Annotated in this window: 17 protein-coding genes; 8 read left to right on the forward strand and 9 right to left on the reverse strand. The window is 58.9% G+C overall.

The window, feature by feature from the left end; genetic code table 11:
* Positions 1-25: 25 nt before the first annotated feature.
* Positions 26-1,444 (reverse strand): helix-turn-helix domain-containing protein, encoded by a 1,419-nt coding sequence (locus ACFSE1_RS10880; protein WP_377400660.1) that lies wholly within the window; start codon positions 1,442-1,444, stop codon positions 26-28.
* A gap of 205 nt (positions 1,445-1,649) precedes the next feature.
* Here ACFSE1_RS10880 and aceA point away from each other — a divergent pair, with 205 nt between their 5' ends.
* Together aceA and ACFSE1_RS10890 are read left to right on the forward strand one after the other, a co-directional pair.
* Positions 1,650-2,939 carry an isocitrate lyase gene (aceA, locus tag ACFSE1_RS10885; RefSeq protein WP_377400663.1) on the forward strand — a complete coding sequence of 430 codons (1,290 nt, stop codon included), beginning with the start codon at positions 1,650-1,652 and terminating at the stop codon, positions 2,937-2,939.
* A gap of 46 nt (positions 2,940-2,985) precedes the next feature.
* Entirely contained in the window at positions 2,986-3,222 is a 237-nt protein-coding gene (locus ACFSE1_RS10890; protein WP_377400666.1) for an SMc00767 family acetate metabolism repressor, read from the forward strand.
* Positions 3,223-3,289: 67 nt separating this feature from the next.
* Here the strand turns inward: ACFSE1_RS10890 and ACFSE1_RS10895 are convergent, their stop codons facing one another.
* From ACFSE1_RS10895 to ACFSE1_RS10905, 3 genes are all read right to left on the reverse strand, one after another.
* Entirely contained in the window at positions 3,290-5,119 is a 1,830-nt protein-coding gene (locus ACFSE1_RS10895; RefSeq protein WP_377400669.1) for a methyl-accepting chemotaxis protein, read from the reverse strand.
* Between the two features lie 563 nt (positions 5,120-5,682).
* Positions 5,683-8,217, reverse strand: coding sequence for a methyl-accepting chemotaxis protein (locus ACFSE1_RS10900; RefSeq protein WP_377400672.1), 2,535 nt, complete (start codon positions 8,215-8,217; stop codon positions 5,683-5,685).
* Between the two features lie 202 nt (positions 8,218-8,419).
* Positions 8,420-9,616, reverse strand: coding sequence for a BaiN/RdsA family NAD(P)/FAD-dependent oxidoreductase (locus tag ACFSE1_RS10905; protein WP_377400675.1), 1,197 nt, complete (start codon positions 9,614-9,616; stop codon positions 8,420-8,422).
* A gap of 131 nt (positions 9,617-9,747) precedes the next feature.
* Here ACFSE1_RS10905 and ACFSE1_RS10910 point away from each other — a divergent pair, with 131 nt between their 5' ends.
* The 6 genes from ACFSE1_RS10910 (at position 9,748) to ACFSE1_RS10935 (ending at position 17,055) form a co-directional block, all read left to right on the forward strand.
* The gene (locus ACFSE1_RS10910; protein WP_377400678.1) at positions 9,748-11,184 is read left to right on the forward strand and encodes a glutamine synthetase family protein; all 1,437 of its coding nucleotides are present in this window, start codon (positions 9,748-9,750) and stop codon (positions 11,182-11,184) included.
* 7 nt (positions 11,185-11,191) lie between these two features.
* The gene (locus ACFSE1_RS10915; RefSeq protein WP_377400681.1) at positions 11,192-12,478 is read left to right on the forward strand and encodes an NAD(P)/FAD-dependent oxidoreductase; all 1,287 of its coding nucleotides are present in this window, start codon (positions 11,192-11,194) and stop codon (positions 12,476-12,478) included.
* A gap of 92 nt (positions 12,479-12,570) precedes the next feature.
* Positions 12,571-14,043 carry a glucose-6-phosphate dehydrogenase gene (zwf, locus tag ACFSE1_RS10920; RefSeq protein ID WP_377400684.1) on the forward strand — a complete coding sequence of 491 codons (1,473 nt, stop codon included), beginning with the start codon at positions 12,571-12,573 and terminating at the stop codon, positions 14,041-14,043.
* Between the two features lie 5 nt (positions 14,044-14,048).
* Complete coding sequence (pgl, locus tag ACFSE1_RS10925) at positions 14,049-14,747, forward strand: 6-phosphogluconolactonase (protein ID WP_377400687.1); 699 nt, start codon at positions 14,049-14,051, stop codon at positions 14,745-14,747.
* 106 nt (positions 14,748-14,853) lie between these two features.
* Entirely contained in the window at positions 14,854-16,674 is a 1,821-nt protein-coding gene (edd, locus tag ACFSE1_RS10930; protein ID WP_377400689.1) for a phosphogluconate dehydratase, read from the forward strand.
* A 3-nt stretch (positions 16,675-16,677) separates the two neighbouring features.
* Entirely contained in the window at positions 16,678-17,055 is a 378-nt protein-coding gene (locus ACFSE1_RS10935) for a nuclear transport factor 2 family protein (RefSeq protein WP_377400692.1), read from the forward strand.
* Positions 17,056-17,170: 115 nt separating this feature from the next.
* Here ACFSE1_RS10935 and ACFSE1_RS10940 read toward each other — a convergent pair whose 3' ends face one another.
* From ACFSE1_RS10940 to ACFSE1_RS10960, 5 genes are all read right to left on the reverse strand, one after another.
* Positions 17,171-17,527: a hypothetical protein gene (locus ACFSE1_RS10940; RefSeq protein ID WP_377400695.1), complete on the reverse strand. Its 357-nt coding sequence runs from the start codon at positions 17,525-17,527 to the stop codon at positions 17,171-17,173.
* Positions 17,528-17,694: 167 nt separating this feature from the next.
* On the reverse strand, positions 17,695-18,783 hold the full coding sequence (locus ACFSE1_RS10945) for an ABC transporter ATP-binding protein (protein WP_377400698.1): 1,089 nt from the start codon (positions 18,781-18,783) through the stop codon (positions 17,695-17,697).
* Positions 18,784-18,846: 63 nt separating this feature from the next.
* Positions 18,847-20,502, reverse strand: a complete 1,656-nt coding sequence (gene bglA / locus ACFSE1_RS10950) for a beta-galactosidase BglA (RefSeq protein WP_377400701.1) — start codon at positions 20,500-20,502, stop codon at positions 18,847-18,849.
* 27 nt (positions 20,503-20,529) lie between these two features.
* Entirely contained in the window at positions 20,530-21,693 is a 1,164-nt protein-coding gene (locus tag ACFSE1_RS10955; protein WP_377400704.1) for a carbohydrate ABC transporter permease, read from the reverse strand.
* Between the two features lies 1 nt (position 21,694).
* The gene (locus tag ACFSE1_RS10960) at positions 21,695-22,708 is read right to left on the reverse strand and encodes a carbohydrate ABC transporter permease (RefSeq protein ID WP_377400707.1); all 1,014 of its coding nucleotides are present in this window, start codon (positions 22,706-22,708) and stop codon (positions 21,695-21,697) included.
* Positions 22,709-22,822: the final 114 nt, after the last annotated feature.

The raw sequence follows: 22,822 nt of genomic DNA on the forward strand, positions 1-22,822 counted from the left end.
CGCACAAAGCCTGTGCATTCATCGACTATTGGAAATCGAAGGCACTGAGACCGGTGACCATCTCATCCAGTCCCACGGGACGCGTAACGGGCGGCTCTGCGCGGGAAAGACAGCCCTGGCGCTCGCACAGGCGGCATGCGGTGCCTGCCAGAACCTTGGCGGCAGGCAGATCCGCCGCGGCGCGATAGACAAGCTCTCCGGCGGCCTCCAGATCGCAGCCAAGCAGCAGGGCCCTGCGGCGCACCCGTTCGCCAAATGTCGCATGCGCCCCTTCAATACTGCGCGAAATCGTCAGGAACCGCGTTTCATCCGGCATTTCGACAGCATCCACCACCGTCTGCCCCGGCTGCATCAAGGCCAGATGCACCCCCAGCCTCGGACACTTGCCGCCAAACCGGGCCTTTGGAAAGCCTTGCGCGCCCGCCCGGCGCAGAACATGACCGGCGTGATCCATCTCCATGATGAAAAAGGCAGGAGCTGAAGCACCCGGCCTGGCCAGCATGGGAAGCCGGTAAGCGGCCTGCTCGAAAGAGACGTCAAAGCGTGCGGCCACCACATCCACATCGAATCTGGCCCGCGACGCTGCCGTGAGAACGCTGCCATAGGGCATCAACAGGGCAAGCGATGCGAGCCGTGCCAGTTCGAAGCGGGCAATGCGCATGGCTTCTGCCGAATCGAGCGACAGAGCCTCCAGCTCTGCATCAATTTCCTGCCGCAACGCCAGCAGTGCCACCTCCTGCGCAATTTCCCGCCGCCGGTCTGCCGAGGATAAGCGCTCGGACAGGAAAAGCCGCATGGAATGGCGATCGTAACGGCGGCTGAAATTGGGCATGGCATGAACCGGCAAAAGGCGCACGGAAATGCCATGCCGTTCCCGCAGCCAGGCCTTCAGCCGCGCCGCAATATCCTCCCCCGAGGGCAGAGCCTCGATGAAGCTTTCTGCCGCCGCCTCGATCTGCGGATGGAAGCATGAGCGCTGCTCCAGCCGATCCCGCACCAGATCGACAGGAAGCCGCGCACCCGCAAGCGATGTCTCATGCCCCTCGCGCGCCAGCAGTTCCGAAAGGTCGGTCAGGCGCGCCGCCTGCTCCCGATAGGCGCGATAAAGCTTGATGATGCCGCCCGCAGCATTGGGTGCGCTTTCTGCCAGCTCCAGCACCTCCTGATCGCCCGGAATTTCCCCTGCCAGAAGAGGATCGGCGAACACCTCGCGCAATTGCACGGCCGCGCCACCGCTTTCGGCCTGCAGCTGATCGAGATCCACCTTGTAGACGGAAGACAGGCGCAAGAGCAGTTGCACGGTCAAGGGGCGCTGATTGCGTTCTATGAGGTTGAGGTAGGAGGGAGATATGCCCAATCCCTCCGCCATTGCGGTTTGTGTCAGTTGCAGGGCCTGCCGCACCCGGCGCACTTTCGGTCCCGCAAATATCTTCCGCTCGGCCATATCCCGCCCCCGTTCTTTACATATTTTACAAATTTACACGCGGTCCGGTGAAAGACAAGACAACTTAACCTCATTTGCCTCCAGGTTTTGCCCGAATTTCTGGAAATATGCTGCAATGCAGGGTAAAACAGCATTATCGAATTCAGGCGCCAGGGATGAGACATACTTTGTCAAAGCACTTGCGCCTCCATTGGGAGAGAGAACCATGACAGACTTTTACAATCTTGTTCCAACAGCACCGAAAGGCCGCTTCGATGGCATTCAGCGCCCCTATACGGTGGACGATGTAAAACGTCTGAGAGGCTCGGTTGAGATCAGATATTCGCTAGCGGAACGAGGAGCGAACCGCCTTTGGCAGCTTCTTGACCAGGAAGACTTCGTCAACGCACTGGGAGCGCTGTCCGGCAATCAAGCCATGCAGATGGTTCGCGCAGGGCTGAAAGCCATCTACCTTTCCGGATGGCAGGTTGCCGCCGATGCCAATACCGCATCAGCCATGTACCCCGACCAGTCGCTCTACCCGGCCAACGCGGCGCCGGAACTGGCAAAGCGCATCAATCGCACCCTGCAACGCGCCGACCAGATCGAGACCGCCGAGGGCAAGGGTCTTTCCGTCGATACCTGGTTTGCGCCCATCGTTGCCGATGCCGAAGCTGGCTTTGGCGGTCCGCTGAATGCCTTCGAAATCATGAAGGCATTCATTGAGGCCGGTGCAGCCGGCGTTCACTACGAGGATCAGCTCGCATCGGAAAAGAAGTGCGGCCATCTGGGCGGCAAGGTTCTCATCCCCACCGCAGCCCATATCCGCAACCTGACTGCGGCCCGACTGGCAGCCGATGTGATGGGCGTTCCAAGCCTTGTCATTGCCCGCACTGATGCGGAAGCCGCAAAGCTCCTGACCTCCGACATCGACGAGCGCGACCAGCCTTTCGTCGATTACGAAAAGGGCCGCACAGTCGAAGGCTTCTATCAGGTCCGGAACGGGCTTGAGCCCTGCATTGCGCGCGCCGTAGCCTATGCGCCCTATTGCGACCTTATCTGGTGCGAGACCTCCAAGCCGGATCTGGAGCAGGCGCGGAAATTTGCCGAGGGTGTACATAAGGTTCATCCGGGCAAGAAGCTTGCCTATAATTGCTCACCGTCCTTCAACTGGAAAAAGAACCTGGATGACGCGACGATCGCCAAGTTCCAGCGCGAGCTGGGCGCCATGGGCTACAAGTTCCAGTTCATCACGCTGGCTGGCTTCCACCAGTTGAACTTCGGCATGTTCGAGCTGGCGCGCGGCTACAAGGAACGCCAGATGGCGGCCTATTCCGAACTTCAGGAAGCGGAATTTGCCGCCGAGATCAACGGCTATACGGCCACCAAGCATCAGCGCGAGGTCGGCACCGGCTATTTCGATCAGGTCTCGCTGGCCATTTCCGGCGGCCTGTCCTCCACCACCGCGATGGCAGAATCGACCGAGCACGATCAGTTCCGCCCCGCAGCCGAGTAATTGCAAGCACCCTTCAAGAACCCCCGAAGACAAGAGGAGAAATGCCATGAATGCCCAGACACGAGTCAAGGAACGTGCAGAAGAGCAAAGCACCTCGATGAGCACGGATCAGCAATCCGCCATCCGCATTCTCGCAAACGAGCTGCATCGTTTGAACCATGCGGTGATGAAGGCGGTTGAGGCAGGCGTTTCCGTGGAGCTTGTCCGCTCTGCGCGGCACCATGGCGGCAATGGAAACTGGGGGGATCTGATGATTCCGGTCGTGGTTGCACAGCCGCGCTAAAGCAAACGGCATGAAACGAAAAAGGGCGGCCCCGTGGACCGCCCTTTTTGATGGCTTCGATAATCGATCAGGCCGCGCGGCGGGACTGCTGGCTTGCCTCTGTGCGGAACTGCTCGACCAACTGACGCAGGTTCTCCGCCTCTGCGGCAAGACGGGCGCTTGCCTGGCTGGTTTCGGACACCATGGCACCGTTCTGCTGGGTCAACTGATCCATCTTGTTGACCGTTCCATTGATTTCCTTCAGCGCCAGCGACTGGTCGTGGCTGGCGGTTGCAATCGCTTCCACATGGCTGCTTGCACCGGCAATCTGGCGGCTGATCGTCGCCAGCACCTGCCCTGCCTGCTGGACCAGTTCAGAACCGTTCCGCACTTCATTGCTGGACTGATTGATCAGATCCTTGATTTCATGCGCCGCACTTGCAGAACGCTGCGCCAGTTCGCGCACTTCCTGCGCAACGACCGCAAAGCCCTTGCCCGCCTCACCCGCGCGGGCTGCCTCGATACCGGCGTTCAGCGCAAGCAGATTGGTCTGGAAAGCAATATCATCAATAACTTCGATGATGGATTCGATCTTGGAGGATGCCTCCTCGATCCGGCCCATGGCATCCACGGCGCTATTGACCACGGTGGACGAGCTGTCCGCTGTCTTCTTCGTCTCGGCAACTGCGTTGTTTGCCTCACGCGCCCGCTCGGCGGAATTGGTGACCGTGACCGTGATTTCATCCACAGCGGCGGCCGTTTCTTCCAGCGAAGCCGCCTGGGTTTCGGTTCTGCGGGCAAGATCCCCGGAGGAATTGCTCAACTCGGCCGTCCGTGCCTCGATGCTGACAGTCGTATCGCGGATACGGCTGATGGTTTCGCTGAGACGCGCCATGGAGGCATTGTAATCCAGGCGCAGATTTTCCAATCGTCCGGCAAAGGCCGTCTTGATCGTATAGGTCAGATCGCCCTGCGCCAGACGGGCAAGCGCGGCACCCAGTTCATCGACCGCCTGATCGATCTGGCGCGCCACGAGATGACGCTCCTCGTCATGTCGGCGCCGATCGCTCTCTGCAGCGGTGCGCTCTTCCTCCGAGCGCGCTTCCACCAGCCGCTTTTCCTCGGCATTGCGGCGGAACACCTCAAGCGCTCGCGAAATATCGCCGAACTCGTTTTCGCGATCCGTATAGGGAACCTTCACATCCTTGCCGCCAGCAATGGCGAGAACCGTTTGTGTGAGTACAGGAAGAGGCCGAACCAGACGGCGGGTCATGATGAGGCCGATCAGGCCGACGGCACCGATGGCAAGAATCCCGGTCAGGATCATGACCCAAACGGAGGCGGTAATCTGCTCGAAATAGACTTCGGCATGGATGCCGATGAAGAGAACGCCAGTCACGCTGCCGCTTGCGTCCTTGATCGGATAATAGCCGGTGACAAAGCTTTTGCCGAACAGGGTTGCAGGACCGAAATAGGCTTCACCACGGGCAAGTTCCGCCTGAGCCGGATGATCGGCAGCCAGTTTCGTGCCGATGGCGCGATCCCCGTTCTCCTTTTTCACATTGGTGGAGATGCGGACGAAATCCGTGCCCTGACGCTCGAAGATAGTGGCGACACCGCTGATCGATTCCGCAACACGATCCACCAGGGCGTGATCCGTTATGCCAATCTTGCCGGCCTGCTGCACGGACGTGACCGTTCCATCACGAACGGTGATGGTGGAGCCCTGAACAGCCGCGCCATAAAGGACGGCCATGGCCCGCATGGCAGAGCGCGCATCCTTGTCAGACCTGGTCTCGATCTCATTGCGGAGATTGACATAGGTCATGCCGGATACAGCGGCAACAGCGGCCACAACCAGCGCAAGACAGAGTAGCAGCATTCGGGCTGTTACTGTTTTTGGGAAAAAGATCTTCATCGGCCCCTCGCGTGGAAATTCACGGATCAGCCTATGCGGATTCAGTAAAAGACCTATAAATTTGACAGATGCTAATATCGTTTTCGGTGATGTTTTGGCGAATTACCCCCTAAAAATTTGGGGATAATTCTTACCAAGCCCTCAATCTTTGTGCTTCGCCACGCTCCATCAAAACATACTAATATATTCGATGTTAATTTAGCTACAGCAGCGACGATTATTATCCCATTACTATAAGTAGTACTGACACAACAGCTGTAGCGCAGCTGGCTGCGAGGAAGAGACGAAGGCGGACCATGTTCTGGGCCTCGGCAATGGCCAGGGCGACGGCACGTGCACGATGTCTCTGCATCTTATCCTCCTTCGTTGTTCCTTCCCCGGAGCGGAGCAAGGGCATCAGCGATTGATTGATCGCCTCCGCATTGGGAAAGCATGGCTCAACCCACTTAACAAGTGTTGAATAAAGGAGGCAGACAACGGCCCTGCCGCGATGGCCGATCACTATAGTAAAAGACCTCCCAACAGGGGGGAGGTCTTGTCTCGAAATATTAATGAGCAGCCCGTCAGGCCGCATGAGAGCGGCGGGGTTCATATCCCTCAACCGCCTCTGCCTGCACACGGAACTGGCGCAGCAGAGTGACAAGCTGATCCGCCTCATCGGCAAGTTGGCGGCTTGCAGCACTGGTTTCTTCCACCATGGCCGCATTCTGCTGGGTCAACTGGTCCATCTGGTTCACCGCGCCGTTGACCTCCTGCAATGCGGAGGACTGATCGCGCGAGGAAAGCGCGATGCTTTCCACCTGCGTATTGATGCGGGCAACCTGCGCACCAATGGCTTCCAGCGCTTGCCCTGTCTCCTGAACCAGCCGCGATCCGTTATCGACTTCGGCGGTGGAGGCGCCGATCAGCTCCTTGATTTCCCGCGCCGCGCTCGCGGAACGTTGCGCAAGTTCACGCACCTCCTGCGCGACAACGGCAAATCCCTTGCCGGCCTCCCCTGCGCGGGCGGCTTCCACACCGGCATTCAGCGCCAGCAGATTGGTCTGGAAGGCAATGGCATCGATGACCTCGGTAATCTGGCCGATCTTCTGCGATGCGGCCTCAATGCGCTGCATGGCGCTGACGGCGTTGCGCACGATGACAAGCGATCCATCTGTATTCCGGCGCGTATCGTCGACGATGGAATGGGCTTCATGCGCCCTTTGCGCCGCCGAACGCACATTGGAGGTCACCTCGTTGACGGCAGCAGCCGTCTGCTCCAGCGATGCGGCTTGCGTTTCCGTCCGGCGGGACAGATCGTCCGTGGACTGCGACATCTGGCGGACATTGCTCTGGATGGCGGCAACATTGTTCTGGATCAGGCGGATCGTATCCTGAAGACGCTCCGTCGATTTGTTGAAGTCGAGACGCAATTGTTCCAGACGACCCACGAAGGGTGTGTCGATGGTGCTGGAAACATCGCCCGAGGCCAGACGCTCCAGTCCGGCGGCGAGCTCGCTGACGGCAAACTGAATCTGGCGATCGATCTCCTGCTTTTCCTGTTCGTTGCGGCGGCGCTCCTCTTCCGCGGCTGCGCGTTCCTGTTCACTGGCAACCTCGATGCGAACCTTCGCCTGCGCGTTCTCCTTGAAGATACCAAGCGCACGCGCCATGTCGCCGATTTCGTCGCCACGGCTTACGCCATCGATGTTGGTGTCGAGGTCGCCGGATGCGAGTTTGCGCATGGCGGCTGCAATCTGCAGGATTGGCCCCTTGAAAGTGAAGACGAGGCCGATGCCAGCGAAGATTGCCACCAGGATGCCCAGCACCATAGCGGTAACGGAAATCTGGTTTGCCTTGTTGCGCTCAATCCCGGCGGCATCGCGCTGGGCCGCGGCAAAGGCGGTCATCCGGCCCCAGATATTGCCGATTTCAGCACCGGCCGCCTCGAATTCCGCATTGCGCTTGACGGCAATGCCCAGAAGCGTCTCAGCCTCCTTATCCATCACAGCCAGCACCGGCAGCATGGCGTCCGCGCGCTTGTGAAGCTCAGGCGAAAGGGAAGGATCGGCCAGCAATGCGCCAACCGGAATATCCAGCCCCATCAGTGCATCCTGCAATTCACGCAGCTTTGTCTTGTCGGGTGACGTGGTGAAATGAACCGCTTTCAGCTCGATTGCGCGAATGGCGTCAAAGATCTGGCGCGTCGTTGTCAGGAAAGCGGTTGCCTTGGCAATGGGCGCATCCAGCTTGCCGAAAACCTCCGTCGCCTGACGGGATTTCAGCGTGGCAGTCCCCTGCAGGCGGATGGTAAAGGGCCGCATGAGGTTGATGATGCGCTCCACGGAGCTGACGGTCGCATCGCTGATGCCCTGATCCATCTGTTCGCGGATCTGCTTCATATTGTCGGAAAGCTGGGTCGCCAGCACCTGCTGCTCGGCCGGTAGCGCTTCCCCAATATCTTTGACGGCCGTGGCGAAATCATTCATCTGCGCCGTGAGCACGCCCATTTTCTCATCCGGCGCAGTCTTGCCGTTGAAATCGGCCACCAGCTTGGCAATGACATTGGCGCCCCGGTTCAGGCGCTCTGCGTCACGCAGCAAACCCTTTGCCGAAGCTTCATCGGTGGCGAGGTTTTCGCGGGCGCTGGTTGCATAACTCAGCAGATCGGTCTGGCTGCGGATGAGAATGGCCAGATTGCTTTGCAGGCTTTCGCGAACCGAGACTTCCTTCTCATAGTCTGACCAGAGCTGGTTCACGCGCCCGCCGATCGCCTCCGTCGCAGTCACGGCACTTTGCATGTCGCTGTAACCATCTTCGGAATTGGCGCTGTCGCGAACCGATTTCAAAAGCGCCGCTTGCGTTGCAATTTTCTGGTTCAGGTCGTTTCGCGCCTGCTCTGTGGTGTTTTGCAGGAAGGAGCCCATGCTTGAATAGACATCCTTGAACCCGCTGAGGGATTGCAGCACCGCGTTCGACATATCCATGCGCGACTGCAGCAGGCTGGAGGCATAGAGACCCGATAAGCCCACCGCTGAAATGCTCACGACAAACGGAACGATGAAGGCAATTACCTTCGTCTGGATCTTGAAGCGCGCAAGCATGCGATCGATCATCATGCCAATCCCCTTGTATTTGTTCGGCTTTGCTAAAACTAACGGGTACTCGCAAAACCCTCTTTTCTCCTTTCTGCACCGAACCCATGAACGAAAAATAAAAATTGGTGGTTTTGGAATTAAATTTAAATTCCGTTAATTAGAGACTATCAATCCCGGGAGTGAATTTGTCCCGAATCAAGTCAGGCCAAGCAAGAAAAACACTTTAGGCGAGTATAGATGCAATAGATTCGCCGGATGCGTGTCCAGATGCCCAGGCCCATTGGAAATTATAGCCACCAAGCCATCCGGTCACATCCACGCATTCACCAATAAAGTAGAGGCCGTTCACCAGATTTGACTGCATTGTCCTGGAATCGAGCTCTTTGGTATCCACCCCTCCGACCGTCACTTCTGCAGTCCGATAGCCTTCCGACCCTGCAGGCCGGATCGTCCAGTTCTGTACGGAATCGGCAATGGCCTGAAGACGGCGATCATTCTGCTCGGCCATTGGCCCGGCGAAGGAGCCGGCCTCAACCAGGTAAGCGGCAAGACGACGAGGCAGCATATCGGACAAGACGGTTTGCACGGCCTGCTTGCCACCGCTCTGGCGCGCCGCCTTCAATTGCTCCAGCAAAGCAAGGTCCGGTCTCAGTTTCAGGCTGATTGCATCTCCTTCCCGCCAATAGGACGAGATCTGCAAGATGGCGGGGCCGCTGATGCCCCGATGGGTAAACAAAAGGGCTTCCCGGAAAGCCGTCTTCGCGTGAGAGACTTCCGCTTCCACTGCAACACCGGCAAGTGTGGCCAGACCTTCCAACAATGCGGGATCGAGCGTAAGAGGCACGAGACCGGGGCGGGTCTCGACAATCCTATGGCCGAACTGTTCGGCAAGCCGATAGGCGAAACCTGTCGCGCCCATCTTGGGGATGGATTTGCCGCCGGTTGCCACCACAAGGGACCGACATTCCACCGTGCCCTGATCGAGTGCTATGCGAAAGCCGCTTTCTGTCTTCTCGACGGAGGTGATGGTCTGCTGCAGTTTAAGCTGCGCACGGCCAACCTGCATCTCATGCAGCAACATCTGGATGATGTCCTTGGCGCTGTTATCGCAAAACAGCTGCCCGAGGGTCTTTTCATGCCAGGAAATGCGGTGCTTTTCCACCAGATTGAGGAAATCGCGCGGGGTGTAGCGGGCGAGCGCAGATTTGGCGAAATGCCTGTTGCTGGAAATGAAATTGGCCGGGCTTGCGTGAATATTCGTGAAATTGCAGCGCCCACCGCCGGATATGCGGATCTTTTCGCCGGGGGCGCGCGCGTGATCCAGCACCAGAACGGATGCGCCGCCGCGCCCGGCACGGGCCGCGCACATCAACCCGGCAGCGCCTGCGCCCAAGATCACCACATCATATTTCGGCTTCACGTCGATCTTCCTTCATTCAACTGGCGCGGGCCTTTGTGTTCGCGAGGATAGCGATAAAGTCAATGCGGGGCGCTGGCCAATTCCCCGCTCTCGACTATGATGCGGCCAACGTCAACAATGATCGGTGACTTATGCCGCCTAAGAAAAAGTCCTCAACCTCCGCATCCAGAAGCACTGTGAAAGCCGCCCCTCCTGCGCCGCTGACATCGCTGAGAGGTGTTTCAAGCTGGCGCGAGGCAACCGCATGGTTGAAGGCGCGCGGCATTGAGGACGTGGAATGCATCACGCCGGACCTGGCAGGCGTTCCGCGCGGCAAGATGATGCCGACCTCGAAATTTACCTCCAACACATCGCTGGCCCTGCCTTCCGCGCTCTATCGCCACACGATTTCCGGCGAATATCCGGATGAAACGGAAAACTTCCGCTACGAGCCGCGCGACAGCGATTTGAAACTGGTCCCCGATCTTTCCACGCTTTCCGTTGTTCCGTGGGAAAGCGATCCGACCGCACAGGTCATTTGCGATGTCGTGGGCACCAATGGCGAGGAAGTGCCCTATACGCCCCGCAACGTGTTGAAGAATGTGATGCGGCTCTACAGCGAAAAGGGCTGGAAGCCGGTGGTTGCGCCGGAAATCGAGTTCTATCTCGTCGCAATCAACGAAGACCCGGATTATCCGCTGCATCCGCCGAAGGGCCGCTCGGGCCGTTCCATTGTCGGCGGTCAGGGCTATTCCATCGCCGGGATCAACGAATTCGACGAGTTGATCGACGATATCTATCACTTCTCGGAAAAGCAGGGTCTCGAGATCGATACGCTGATCCATGAGGAAGGTCCGGCGCAGCTCGAAATCAACCTGCGCCACGGCGATCCGATCCAGCTTGCCGACCAGGTCTTCCTGTTCAAGCGCACCATTCGTGAAGCAGCCTTGAAGCACGGCATCTATGCCACCTTCATGGCCAAGCCCATGCAGGGCCAGCCAGGTTCGGCCATGCACATTCACCAATCGGTGGTGGATGCCAAGACAGGAAAGAACATTTTCTCCAACCCGGATGGCACCCCCTCCCGCGCCTTCTTCAACTTCATCGGCGGAATGCAGAAATATGTGCCAAGCTCGCTGGTGATGCTGGCACCCTATGTCAACTCGTATCGCCGCCTGACGCCTGACATGGCCTGCCCGGTGAACAATGCCTGGGGCTATGACAACCGCACCACCGCCTTCCGCGTACCGATTTCCGAGCCTCAGGCCCGGCGCGTGGAAAACCGCCTGCCAAGCTCCGATGCCAATCCCTATCTCGCGCTTGCCGCCTCGCTGGCCTGCGGCTGGCTTGGCATCATGAAGGAGATCGAACCGACCGAGCCGACCTATGACACGGCCAACGAAGGCTCCATCGACCTGCCACGCGGACTTCTGGAAGCGGTGGCCCTGCTGGAGGACGAAACGGCGCTGGAAGAAGTGTTCGGCAAGGAATTCATCGGCATCTATGCGGGCGTGAAGCGCGGGGAGTTTGAAACCTTCATGCAGGTGATCAGTCCGTGGGAGCGTGAATTCCTGCTTCTCAACGTGTGAGGGTCCCATGGTCTGGCAAAGCCCGATAGCGCCTGGCGTTTCCTGGTATCAGGAGAGCCTGGGCGAACGCCCCGAATATCCGCCGCTGGATGGTTCGGTATCTGTAGATGTCGCCATCATCGGCGGCGGCTATACCGGGCTTCAGGCAGCCTATAACCTCGTCAAGCGCGGCGTTTCGGTGGTTCTCATCGAAGGGGCGCGCTTCGGCGACGGTGCTTCGGGCCGTAATGGCGGACAACTCGGCACCGGCCAGCGCGCCTGGCCGGACGAGATGGAAGAGGAACTTGGCTTCGAGCGCGCCAAGGCCCTGTTCGACATGGCGGAGAATGCCAAGCGTCACCTGCTGGAATTTGCGGAAGTCCATGGCATCGACATGGACTATATCCCCGGCCAACTGAACGTTTCGCACAAGGCCAGCTACGAAAAAGCGTATCGCCGCTCCGTCGAGGTGATGACAGGGCGCTACGGTTATCGGCACTTGACCTTCATGGACAGGGCCGAAACAGCCGAACGGCTCGGCTCCACGCACTATTTCTGTGGCGTGCGCGACACCGGCACCGGCCATATTCATCCGCTGAAGCTTCTGGTGGGCCTTGCCCGCGTGGCGGCAGAAGCAGGAGCACGCATCCACGAAATGACACCGGCGCAAGCCATTCGGCAAGTCTCCGGGAAAACGCTGATCGACACCAAACGTGGCACGATCACTGCCGAACGCGTTCTGATCGCCACCAATGCCTATATCGGCAATCTGGAACGCGAAACGGCAGCCCACGTGATGCCGATACGCTCCTTCATCGGTGCGACCGAGCCGCTGGACAAGTTCCCCTCTATCCTGCCGGGCAAAGAGGCCGTGGCCGATAGCCGCTTCGTTGTGCGCTATTTCCGCAAGAGCCGCGATAACCGGCTGCTGTTTGGCGGGCGCGAAGCCTATACAGCCGATAGCCCGCGCGATATCTCGTTGCATATCCGCCGACAGATTGCCGAGCTTTATCCCTCGCTGGCCAACATCAACATCACCCATGGCTGGGGCGGGTCTGTTGGCATCACCATGCCACGCAAGCCCTTTGCCCGGGAAGTGATGCCCGGCGTCACCTCCATCGGCGGCTATTCCGGCCACGGCGTGATGCTGTCGAACTATAGCGGCAAGATCTACGCCGATGCGATTGCGGGCAATAGCAGCGAACTGGATCTCTTCAAGGATCTCAAGGTGCCCCCCTTCCCCGGCGGCGCCAGGTTCCGAAGCCCGCTGCTGTTTCTTGCATTGACCTGGTATGCCCTGCGCGACAGGTTTTGATGCAAAGTGAAGCCTTCTCACCGAAGAGGGCTGGCTTTTTTAAATCGATTAGATTATTGAGTATCCAACCCGAGACTTGGAAAGAGTGAGGCATGAGCAGCCAGATCATTCCCGTTGAACCATTCGATTATGTCGTGTTTGGCGGCACTGGAGACCTTGCGGAGCGCAAGCTGCTCCCGGCGCTTTACCACCGCCAGATCGAAGGTCAGTTCTCCGAACCGACACGGATTATTGGCGCTTCGCGCAGCGCATTGAGCGATGACGAGTTTCGCAAATTTGCCGATGCCGCACTGAAGGAACATCTCAAGCCTGGCGAATACGACGACGCTGAAGTGTCGAAGTTCCTCAATCGGCTGCATTATGTATCCGTCGATGCGAAATCCGATGGCGGCTGGGACAAACTGAAAAAGCTGCTGGACGATGGAAAGGAGCGCGTTCGCGCTTTCTATCTCGCTGTTTCGCCTGCCATTTTCGGTGCGATCTCCGAGAAGATCCGCGACCACAAGCTGATCACCAAATCCACGCGCATCGTGGTGGAAAAGCCGATCGGACGCGACCTTGCCTCCGCACTGGACCTGAACGACACGATCGGCAAGGTTTTCCGCGAAGAACAGATCTTCCGCATCGACCACTATCTCGGCAAGGAGACGGTGCAGAACCTGATGGCGCTGCGTTTTGCCAACACGCTCTATGAGCCGCTGTGGAATGCGCAATATATCGACCACGTGCAGATCACGGTGGCGGAATCGGTCGGTCTGGAAGGTCGCGCCGGTTATTACGACACCGCTGGCGCGCTGCGTGACATGGTGCAGAACCACATTCTGCAGCTCCTCTGCCTTGTTGCCATGGAGGTCCCCTCCTCCATGGATTCCGAAGCGGTTCGCGATGAGAAGCTGAAGGTTCTTCGCGCCCTGAAGCCGATCAATGCGGACAATGTCGAGCAGATGACGGTGCGCGGCCAGTATAAGGCAGGCGCTTCTGCGGGCGGTCCGGTGAAAGGCTATCTCGAAGAGCTTGAAGGCGGCGTTTCCAACACGGAAACCTTCGTTGCCATCAAGGCCGAAATCAACAATTGGCGCTGGGCTGGCGTTCCCTTCTACATCCGCACCGGCAAGCGCCTGACGAGCCGGATGTCGGAAATCGTCATCACCTTCAAGCCGATCCCGCACAACATCTTCGAAAACGCTGCCGGTCGCATCGTGGCAAACCAGCTGATCATCCGCCTGCAGCCGGATGAGGGCGTCAAGCAATCACTGATGATCAAGGATCCCGGTCCGGGAGGCATGCGTCTGCGCAATGTTTCGCTCGACATGAGCTTTGCCGAGGCCTTCAACGTGCGCAATCCGGATGCTTACGAGCGCCTGCTGATGGATGTGATCCGCTCGAACCAGACGCTGTTCATGCGTCGCGACGAGGTGGAGGCCGCATGGCGCTGGGTGGATCCAATTCTCAAAGGTTGGGAGACCACCAATCAACCGGCACAGGGCTATACCGCCGGAACCTGGGGCCCAAGCCAATCCATCGCGCTGATCGAGCGGGATGGCCGTACATGGCATGAAGGATAACTGGCATGGTGGTGCGTCTGCATAGCTTTTCCGACACGCAAGTTCTTGCCACCCGATTGGCAAGCGATGTGGCGCAGCATCTGGCCGATGCCATCTCGGCGCGGGGAATGGCCTCCATGGCCGTTTCCGGCGGCTCTACCCCGAAGCGTCTGTTCGAGATGCTTTCGGTGGCGGAAATCGACTGGAGCAAGGTTACGATCACGCTGGTCGACGAACGTTTCGTAGCCGCAGACAATCCGCGCTCGAACCATCTTCTCGTTGCGACCCATCTTTTGCAGAACAAGGCTGCGGCAGCGACCTTCCTTCCGCTCTATCACGATGTCGCCTCCGCCCTTCAGGCAGCTGCCATTGCCACCGAGAAGACAGAGGATATCGGCAATCCCTTTGACGTGGTGATCCTTGGCATGGGAACGGATGGCCATACGGCCTCGTTCTTCCCAGGTGGAAACCATCTGGCTCGCGCCATTGCCCCCGATGCTCCTCGCGGCGTGATGACGATGGAAGCGGATGGAGCAGGCGAAGAGCGCCTGACATTTACCTATCCGTCTCTGGCGGATGCGCGCTTCCTGGTGCTGCATATCGAGGGTGATGGAAAGCGGGCGGTTCTTGAGCAGGCCGAAGCTGGCACCGATGAAACCGAGATGCCGATCCGCGCCATGCTGAATCGTGCGCCTTCGGATCTGGATATTTACTGGGCACCCTGAACTGGCGCTTTGCCCGGCGCCTATTAGCCGCCCGTTGTGCGGCCCACACACAGATTGATAGACCGGCGCGGCTCCCAGCCGCCGGTTCTCCCATGGAGGATTGAGCATGACTGCAAATTCAAGCATCGAAGCAATCACCCGCCGGATCATCGAGCGCTCCAAACCGCGCCGCGAAGCCTATCTGGATCGTGTGCAGCGGGCCGCATCCAAGGGCGTGCATCGTGCGACACTCTCCTGCGGCAATCTCGCCCACGGCTTTGCGGTCTGTTCCCCCTCCGATAAGGCGGCGCTTGCCGGCGATGTGGTTCCGAACCTTGGCATCATCACCGCCTATAACGACATGCTTTCGGCACACCAGCCCTACGAGACCTTCCCGCCCATCATTCGCGAAGCAGCCCGTGAAGCGGGCGGCGTCGCTCAAGTGGCAGGTGGCGTTCCGGCCATGTGCGATGGTGTAACGCAAGGCCAGCCCGGCATGGAGCTTTCGCTCTTCTCGCGCGATGCCATTGCCATGGCGGCGGGCGTCGGTCTCAGCCACAATATGTTCGATGCGGCTGTCTATCTCGGCATTTGCGACAAGATCGTTCCCGGTCTGGTGATTGCGGCCCTGACCTTCGGGCATCTTCCAGCCGTTTTCATTCCAGCCGGACCGATGACCTCCGGGCTGCCCAATGACGAGAAATCCCGCATTCGCCAGCTTTATGCAGAAGGCAAGGTGGGACGCGCCGAACTTCTGGAAGCGGAATCCAAGTCCTATCACGGCCCCGGCACCTGCACCTTCTACGGCACTGCCAATTCCAACCAGATGCTGATGGAAATCATGGGCTTTCATATGCCGGGGGCCTCTTTCGTCAATCCCGGCACGCCGCTGCGCGAAGCCCTGACGAAGGAAGCGGCCAAGCGCGCGCTGGCCATTACGGCACTGGGCAACGAGTTTACGCCTGCGGGCGAGATGATCGATGAACGCTCCATCGTCAACGGCGTGGTCGGCCTTCATGCGACGGGCGGCTCCACCAATCACACGCTGCATCTTGTGGCCATGGCGCGCGCCGCAGGCATCGAGCTGACATGGCAGGATATTTCCGATCTTTCCGATGTTGTGCCCTTGCTGGCCCGTGTCTACCCGAACGGGCTTGCGGATGTGAACCACTTCCACGCCGCAGGCGGCATGGGCTTCCTCATCAAGCAGCTTCTGAAGCAGGGACTGCTGCATGACGACGTGCGCACCGTCTTTGGCCAGGGCTTGCACGCCTACACGGTCGAGGCACGGCTTGACGAAAAGGGCGCGGTGGTGCGCGAGGCAAGCCCGGAAGAGAGCGGCGACTCCAAGGTTCTCACCAAGATCGACACGCCATTCCAGTCGAACGGCGGTCTGAAAATGCTGACCGGCACACTCGGCAAGGCCGTCATCAAGATCTCTGCGGTCAAGCCGGAACGCCATGTGATTGAAGCGCCTGCCGTGGTCTTCCACGACCAGCAGGAATTGCAGGACGCCTTCAAGCGTGGCGAGCTGAACAAGGATTTCGTCGCCGTCGTGCGCTTCCAGGGCCCGAAGGCCAACGGCATGCCGGAACTGCACCGCCTCACCCCGCCGCTCGGCGTGCTGCAGGATCGCGGCTTCAAGGTGGCCCTCGTCACCGATGGCCGCATGTCCGGCGCCTCCGGCAAGGTTCCGGCCGCCATTCACGTCACGCCCGAAGCCTGCGATGGCGGGCCGATTGCCCGCATCAAGGATGGCGATATGATCCGTCTCGATGCCATCAACGGCACTTTGGAAGTGCTGGTGGATGACGCCGAATTTGCCGCCCGCCCCTTGGCGGAAGCAAAGCTGGAGGATAACGAATTCGGCATGGGCCGCGAATTGTTCGCTCCCTTCCGCCGCAATGTCGGCCCTGCGGACCAGGGTGCCAGCGTATTTTTCGGGTGAGAGATGGAAGTTTCAGGCAGTCAGGCTATTGAACATCCGGTTCAGATGCAGCTGGAGGCCTACAACCGGCGCGACATCGACGCCTTCATGCAATGGTGGGCCGATGACTGCCTTTACTACGCCTTTCCAGACCAGCTTCTGGCATCGGGCAAGGCTCAGATCCGCGAACGCCACATCGAACGCTTCCGCGAGCCGAACCTGCACGGCAAGCTCCTCAACCGCATGGTGATGGACGGCATGGTGATCGACCATGAAACCGTCACCCGCACCTTCGCGGAAGGACCGGGCGAGATCGATGTGATCTGCATTTATGAGATCGCGGACGGCAAAATTGCGAAGGCATGGTTCAGAATGGGCGAGAAGCGGCTGAGCGCGGAATAGGTCACCAAGGTCGGAAAAACCTATTTCCGGATCAACGAGGAAGCATACCCAAACGATATCATGAATATCAGGCTGTAGGGTCAGACCGCGCAGCCAGGGTTTAGCCCCCGCCCCCTCACCAGCTCCGCACGTCCAGCTTCTTGTCCTTGTGCGCCGGGTGCGTGGAGAAGATGAAAATGCGGTCCAGTTCCTTCTGCGTCAGCATGCGCAGGAAGCGAACATCAATGGTGTTATTGGCATTGGTGCGCATCAGCACGCAGCCGATCTTCGAAATCCGAGCATCGGGAATGTCGAGCACAAATTGTTCCGGCAGATTATACTGGGTCAGCAGTGCAAGAACTGCCCCGCTCATGGAAATGCGGATCACATCGCAACGGCGTGACGCCATGTGCATGACGTGCTTTTCGGTATACTCGATACGAGCCGCATTCATTGTGTCTTCCATGCGAAACCGCGTTTCGCGGTCATACATGAAAGATTCCTCTCGCTTAAGGTAGTGGTTCGGACCCGTCGTCATCTCAGCACCGGCTATGCATATTCGATCGATGAAAGCCTAAAGCCTAGAGCTTAACGAAGAGTGTGGTCCCCGGCGCCGTGCACACAAGCAAAGCGCTGGAAACAACAAAATGAACAAGCGTGCTACCTGCGATAGGTCTGTCCTTGCGCGTCGAATAAATGCATTTTGGATGAATCTGCGGTGAAGCGGAGGCGCTCACCTTTTTCAACTTTGAAAATGCCAGGGATCTTGGCAATGATCGGCTCTTCGTCGGACAGTCCTTCGATGTAGAGAAGCGTAACCTCACCCAGAGCCTCGACAATCGCGACGGTTCCTTCGAAGAGATAATCCTCGCCGGTGGTTACCGTCAGGTCTTCGGGACGTATGCCGAAGCTTGCCGCCTTGCCCTTTTCGGATGCCTGCGTTGCAATGGGCACGGAAACGACCTTGCCGCCCCTCAGGTCAATCCGCGTTGTTGCGCCCGTTTCCGCCACGGTTGCGGGAATAACATTCATGGCGGGTGAGCCGATGAAGCGGGCAACGAACAGGTTCTGCGGGCGCTCGTAAAGCTCCAACGGTGCGCCGACCTGCTCAATGCGACCCGCCGATAGCACTACGATCCGGTCTGCCAGCGTCATGGCCTCCACCTGGTCGTGGGTCACATAGATCATGGTCGTATCGGCCATCTGCTCCTTGAGCTTGGCAATTTCGATACGCGTTGCCACGCGAAGTGCTGCATCGAGGTTGGAGAGCGGCTCATCGAACAGGAAGACCTTGGGATTTCGGCAGATGGCACGGCCAATCGCCACACGCTGACGCTGGCCACCGGACAGCGCCTTGGGCAGACGCTCCAGATATTGCGTCAGCTGCAGAATATCGGCGGCAGCACGCACGCGCCGGTCGATCTCCTGCTTGTTTTCGCCCGCAATGCGCATGCCAAAGGCCATGTTGTCATACACGGTCATATGCGGATAGAGCGCATAGGACTGGAACACCATGGCAATGCCACGCTTGGAGGGCGGCACCTCGTTTACCCGGTTGCCCTCGATGAACATGTCGCCGCTGGTGATTTCCTCCAAGCCGGCAATCATGCGCAGCAGCGTGGATTTACCGCAGCCGGATGGGCCGACAAAGACCACGAACTCGCCTTCCGCGATCTCAAGATCAATGCCGTGCAGAACCTTCACCTGCCCGTAAGCCTTGCGGATGTCTTTCAGAACGAGTCCGGTCATGTCTCTCCCCTTTTCATCCTCTGGAGCGGGAAGGCGGCGAACCGCCTTCCGCCGTTTTTATTGTCATGCATGGCGTGCGAAGGCAGCGCTCCAGGCGGGCAGTGCCAGCATGCGGCCGTTGAGATCACTGGCAAAGCCATGGCCCTCCAGCAGTGCCCAATCGCCATCCGGCAATTCGGTGGCCACCTCATCCGCGCTCATGTTGAAGATGCACAGAACCACCTCGTTGCCGAGCTTGCGCAGATAGCGCAGGACCGGCCCTTCCACCGGCAGGAACTCGATGTCCCCCTTGGCGAAGGCCGGGTGCTGCCTGCGAAAGGCGAGGAAGCGGCGATACTGCTCCATCACCGAAGCCTCATCTCCCTGCTGCACGTTGACGGCGCGCAACTGATGCTCCACCGGGATCGGCAGCCATGTCTTTTCCGCATGCGAGAAACCCGCCTGCTGGGCGTGATCGTCCCAGACCATCGGCGTGCGGCATCCATCGCGGCCCTTGAATTCCGGCCAGAACTGAATGCCATAGGGGTCTTGCAGATCGGCATAGGCGATATCCGCCTCCGTCAGGCCCAGCTCCTCGCCCTGATAGATGCAGACGGAACCGCGCTGTGTGAGCAGGATGGCCGCCAACTGCTTGGCATAGGCTTCGCGATCCATCACATCGGCACCCCAGCGGGTGACGTGGCGCACCACATCGTGGTTGGAAAAGGCCCAGCAAGCCCAGCCTTCGGGTGCAGCCGACGCAAAGGCTTTCTGCACCTCGGCCACACGCTCCGGCGTCAACTGGTCCGGTGCCAGGAACTCGAAGGCATAGCACATCTGCATCTTGTCGCCGCCGGAGGTATATTCCCCCACGATCTCAAGCCCGCGCTGGCTATCGCCCACTTCGCCAACGGCGGCAATGGCCGGAAACTCGTTGAGCACGGCACGGAAGCGCTTGAGGAATTCCAGATTTTCCGGGCGGTTCTTGTCGTAGATATGCTCCTGGAAATTATAGGGGTTCACCGCAGGGGCGGTGGAAGCATTGCGCCGTTCCGGTGCCAGCGAAGGATTGTCGCGCAACTGCTTGTCATGGAAGTAGAAGTTGATGGTGTCGAGACGGAAACCATCCACGCCACGCTTCAGCCAGAAGCGCACCACATCCAGCAGCGCATCCTGCACTTCCGGGTTATGCAGGTTCAGGTCCGGCTGGGATGTGAGGAAGTTATGCAGGTAGTACTGCATGCGGGTCGGGTCCCAATGCCAGGCGGACCCGCCGAAGATCGACAGCCAGTTGTTGGGCGGCGTGCCATCGGGCTTTGCATCGGCCCAGACATACCAGTCCGCCTTGGGGTTAACCCGGCTCGACCGGCTCTCGATGAACCAGGCATGCTGATCGGAACTGTGGGAAATCACGAGATCGATCATCACCTTGATGCGCAGACGATGGGCTTCCGCAATCAGCGCATCGAAATCCGACAAGGTTCCGAACATCGGATCGACATCGGTATAATTCGAGACGTCATAGCCGAAATCGCGCATGGGCGACGGGAAGAACGGCGAGATCCAGATGGCATCCGCGCCCAGCGCCGCAATGTGGGAAAGCCGCGCCGTGATGCCCTTCAGGTCACCAATGCCATCGCCGTTCGAATCCTGATAGGAGCGCGGATAGATCTGGTAGATGACCGCGCCGCGCCACCAGTCTGCATCGGGCGTTTCGGTCGTCTGTGAAATAGCAGTCATGCGTGTTGAACCTTGATGAAGAGGCATTCAGCCGCCCTTGACCGAACCGGCAAGGAGGCCGCGCACCAGATATCGTTGAAGCCCGAAGAACACCAGCAACGGCACCACGATGGTGACGAAGGCTGACGCCGTCAGGATTTCCCAGTTGCCCCCGCGTGATCCCAGAAGCGCATTCAGACTGCCGGTCAGAACCAGTTGATCGCGACCTGTGCCCAGGAAGACGATGGCAACGAGCAGGTCGTTCCAGACCCACAGAAACTGAAAGATTGCGAATGAGGCCAAAGCAGGGAACGAGAGAGGCAGCACGATCTTCATGAAGATCTCGAAATCGGACGCGCCGTCCACGCGTGCGCTTTCGATGATTTCCTTGGGAAGACCGGCAATGTAGTTGCGCAGGAGATAGATGGCGAGCGGCATGCCGAAGGCGGTATGCGCAAGCCAGATCCCCGCATAGGTTTTCGAGGATGTGCCGAAGAAATTGCCCACTTCGTTATAGAGCCTGAGAAGCGGGATCAGCGACATTTGCAGCGGAACGACAATGAGGCCGACAACCAGCGCAATGATGAGCGCGCGGCCCGGAAAATGCATCCAGGACAGGGCATAGGCGGCGAAGGCGGCAATCAGGATCGGAATGATCGTTGCCGGGATTGTCACCGTCAGCGAGTTGATGAAGGCCTGTCCGATGCCTTCGGAGAACAGAACGGTGCGGTAATTCTCCAGCGTGAAGACCGGGGGCGTCGTGACCGTCAGATAGATGCGCTTGCCGCGCGAGCCTTCAAAGGGTGCGGTCTTGGTATAGACGTAAGTACCATCGGAATTGATGGTCAGCGTTTCGCCCTCGCCCAGATCCGCCGGCTCTCCGGCCTTGTAGGCTGCCGGTTCCTGTACCCGGGTTCCAAACGCCTTTACGGTTCCGCCCTGGCCCTCTTCAAAAACTGAGCCGGTGATAACGTAATTTGCGCCTTCCTGTCTGGCGGTGGAGGGATCGCCCAGCCGCCCTGCACTGGTTTGCGAGGAGCTGCCAAAGGCCGTCCACCAGCCGGATGTGGTAATCTGGCCCTTGTCCCGCACGGAGGTGACAAGAATACCCAGGGTCGGAATAAGCCAGAGGATGACGATCAAAAGCACAGAGAGGTGAACGATCAGGCGCGGCAGACCGACGCGTCTCAGGCGGGTGGTTAGGCTTGCCATCTCAATGTCCTCCCGCATCCTGGTTGGCCTGACGGATATTCCAGATCATGATCGGCGTGACAGCCGCCATGATGACCAGCGCGATGACGGCACTTCGGCCGCTATCGCCGCCGCCGCGGAACATCCAGTCGAACATCAGGTTGGCCAGAACCATCGTATCCCACTGGCCGTTGGTCATGGTCAGAACGATATCGAAAACCTTCAGAACAAGAATGGTAATGGTGGTCCAGACCACGGCAATCGTGCCCCAGATTTGCGGCACCATGATCTTCCAGAAGATTTGCCAGCCATTGGCACCATCGATCACCGCAGCCTCGATTGTCTCTTCCGGAATGCCGCGCAGCGCCGCAGACAGAATGACCATGGCAAAGCCGGTCTGGATCCAGATCAGGATAATCATCAGGAAGAAGTTGTTCCAGAAGGGCATGGAGATCCACACCTGCGGATCGCCGCCCAGCCAGGTGACGATGGCGTTCAGAAGGCCGATCTGCGTGTCGTTGCCGCCGCGATATTCGTAAATGAACTTCCAGATGACCGAGGCACCCACAAAGGAAATCGCCATCGGCATGAAGACAATGCTCTTGGCGATATTGCCCCACCAGATGCGGTCGGTCAGAACCGCAATGACAAGGCCGAAGAAGGTGCAGGCGGCTGGAACGACAGCCAGCCAGAGAATGTTATTGAAAATGGATTGGCGGAAGCCTGCATCGAAAAAGGCCCAGCGGTAATTGGCGAAACCAACGTAATTGACGCCTGCCCGATCGTAGAAAGACAGGATGAAGGTCGCGACCACGGGATAGACAAGGTAGATGGCGAGCAGCAGCAGCGCCGGGCCGAGAAACAGCCAGGGGCGCACCACAGCCCGGCGGTTGAGATTGCGCGAAGCCTGGGTCACATCGCCCGCCCGCACAGGCAAAGCGGCATTCAGCAGCTTATCCGATAGCCAGTAATACAGCGCACAGACGAAGACACCCACGACCATCACACCGACGGCCGACACAATCTGCGAAACCATGTCCCCTCCTTGAGGCCTCGCCTCAAACCTTCTCACCGGCGTTCATGCCGGTTTTTCTTTTTCGGAAAGAGATGGAAGGGGCCGCCGCATGATCCCGGCGGCCCGCAATCTGGT

The organism is Affinirhizobium helianthi (assembly GCF_042680945.1).
In the GTDB taxonomy this organism is placed as follows: Bacteria; Pseudomonadota; Alphaproteobacteria; order Rhizobiales; family Rhizobiaceae; genus Neorhizobium; species Neorhizobium helianthi.

Coding starts and splice junctions, on each gene's coding strand:
- ACFSE1_RS10880 (WP_377400660.1), bottom strand. CDS start 1,444: ATGGCCGAGCGGAAGATATTTGCGGGACCGAAAGTGCGCCGGGTGCGG.
- aceA (WP_377400663.1), top strand. CDS start 1,650: ATGACAGACTTTTACAATCTTGTTCCAACAGCACCGAAAGGCCGCTTC.
- ACFSE1_RS10890 (WP_377400666.1), top strand. CDS start 2,986: ATGAATGCCCAGACACGAGTCAAGGAACGTGCAGAAGAGCAAAGCACC.
- ACFSE1_RS10895 (WP_377400669.1), bottom strand. CDS start 5,119: ATGAAGATCTTTTTCCCAAAAACAGTAACAGCCCGAATGCTGCTACTC.
- ACFSE1_RS10900 (WP_377400672.1), bottom strand. CDS start 8,217: ATGATGATCGATCGCATGCTTGCGCGCTTCAAGATCCAGACGAAGGTA.
- ACFSE1_RS10910 (WP_377400678.1), top strand. CDS start 9,748: ATGCCGCCTAAGAAAAAGTCCTCAACCTCCGCATCCAGAAGCACTGTG.
- ACFSE1_RS10915 (WP_377400681.1), top strand. CDS start 11,192: ATGGTCTGGCAAAGCCCGATAGCGCCTGGCGTTTCCTGGTATCAGGAG.
- zwf (WP_377400684.1), top strand. CDS start 12,571: ATGAGCAGCCAGATCATTCCCGTTGAACCATTCGATTATGTCGTGTTT.
- pgl (WP_377400687.1), top strand. CDS start 14,049: ATGGTGGTGCGTCTGCATAGCTTTTCCGACACGCAAGTTCTTGCCACC.
- edd (WP_377400689.1), top strand. CDS start 14,854: ATGACTGCAAATTCAAGCATCGAAGCAATCACCCGCCGGATCATCGAG.
- ACFSE1_RS10935 (WP_377400692.1), top strand. CDS start 16,678: ATGGAAGTTTCAGGCAGTCAGGCTATTGAACATCCGGTTCAGATGCAG.
- ACFSE1_RS10940 (WP_377400695.1), bottom strand. CDS start 17,527: ATGTATGACCGCGAAACGCGGTTTCGCATGGAAGACACAATGAATGCG.
- ACFSE1_RS10945 (WP_377400698.1), bottom strand. CDS start 18,783: ATGACCGGACTCGTTCTGAAAGACATCCGCAAGGCTTACGGGCAGGTG.
- bglA (WP_377400701.1), bottom strand. CDS start 20,502: ATGACTGCTATTTCACAGACGACCGAAACGCCCGATGCAGACTGGTGG.
- ACFSE1_RS10955 (WP_377400704.1), bottom strand. CDS start 21,693: ATGGCAAGCCTAACCACCCGCCTGAGACGCGTCGGTCTGCCGCGCCTG.
- ACFSE1_RS10960 (WP_377400707.1), bottom strand. CDS start 22,708: ATGGTTTCGCAGATTGTGTCGGCCGTCGGTGTGATGGTCGTGGGTGTC.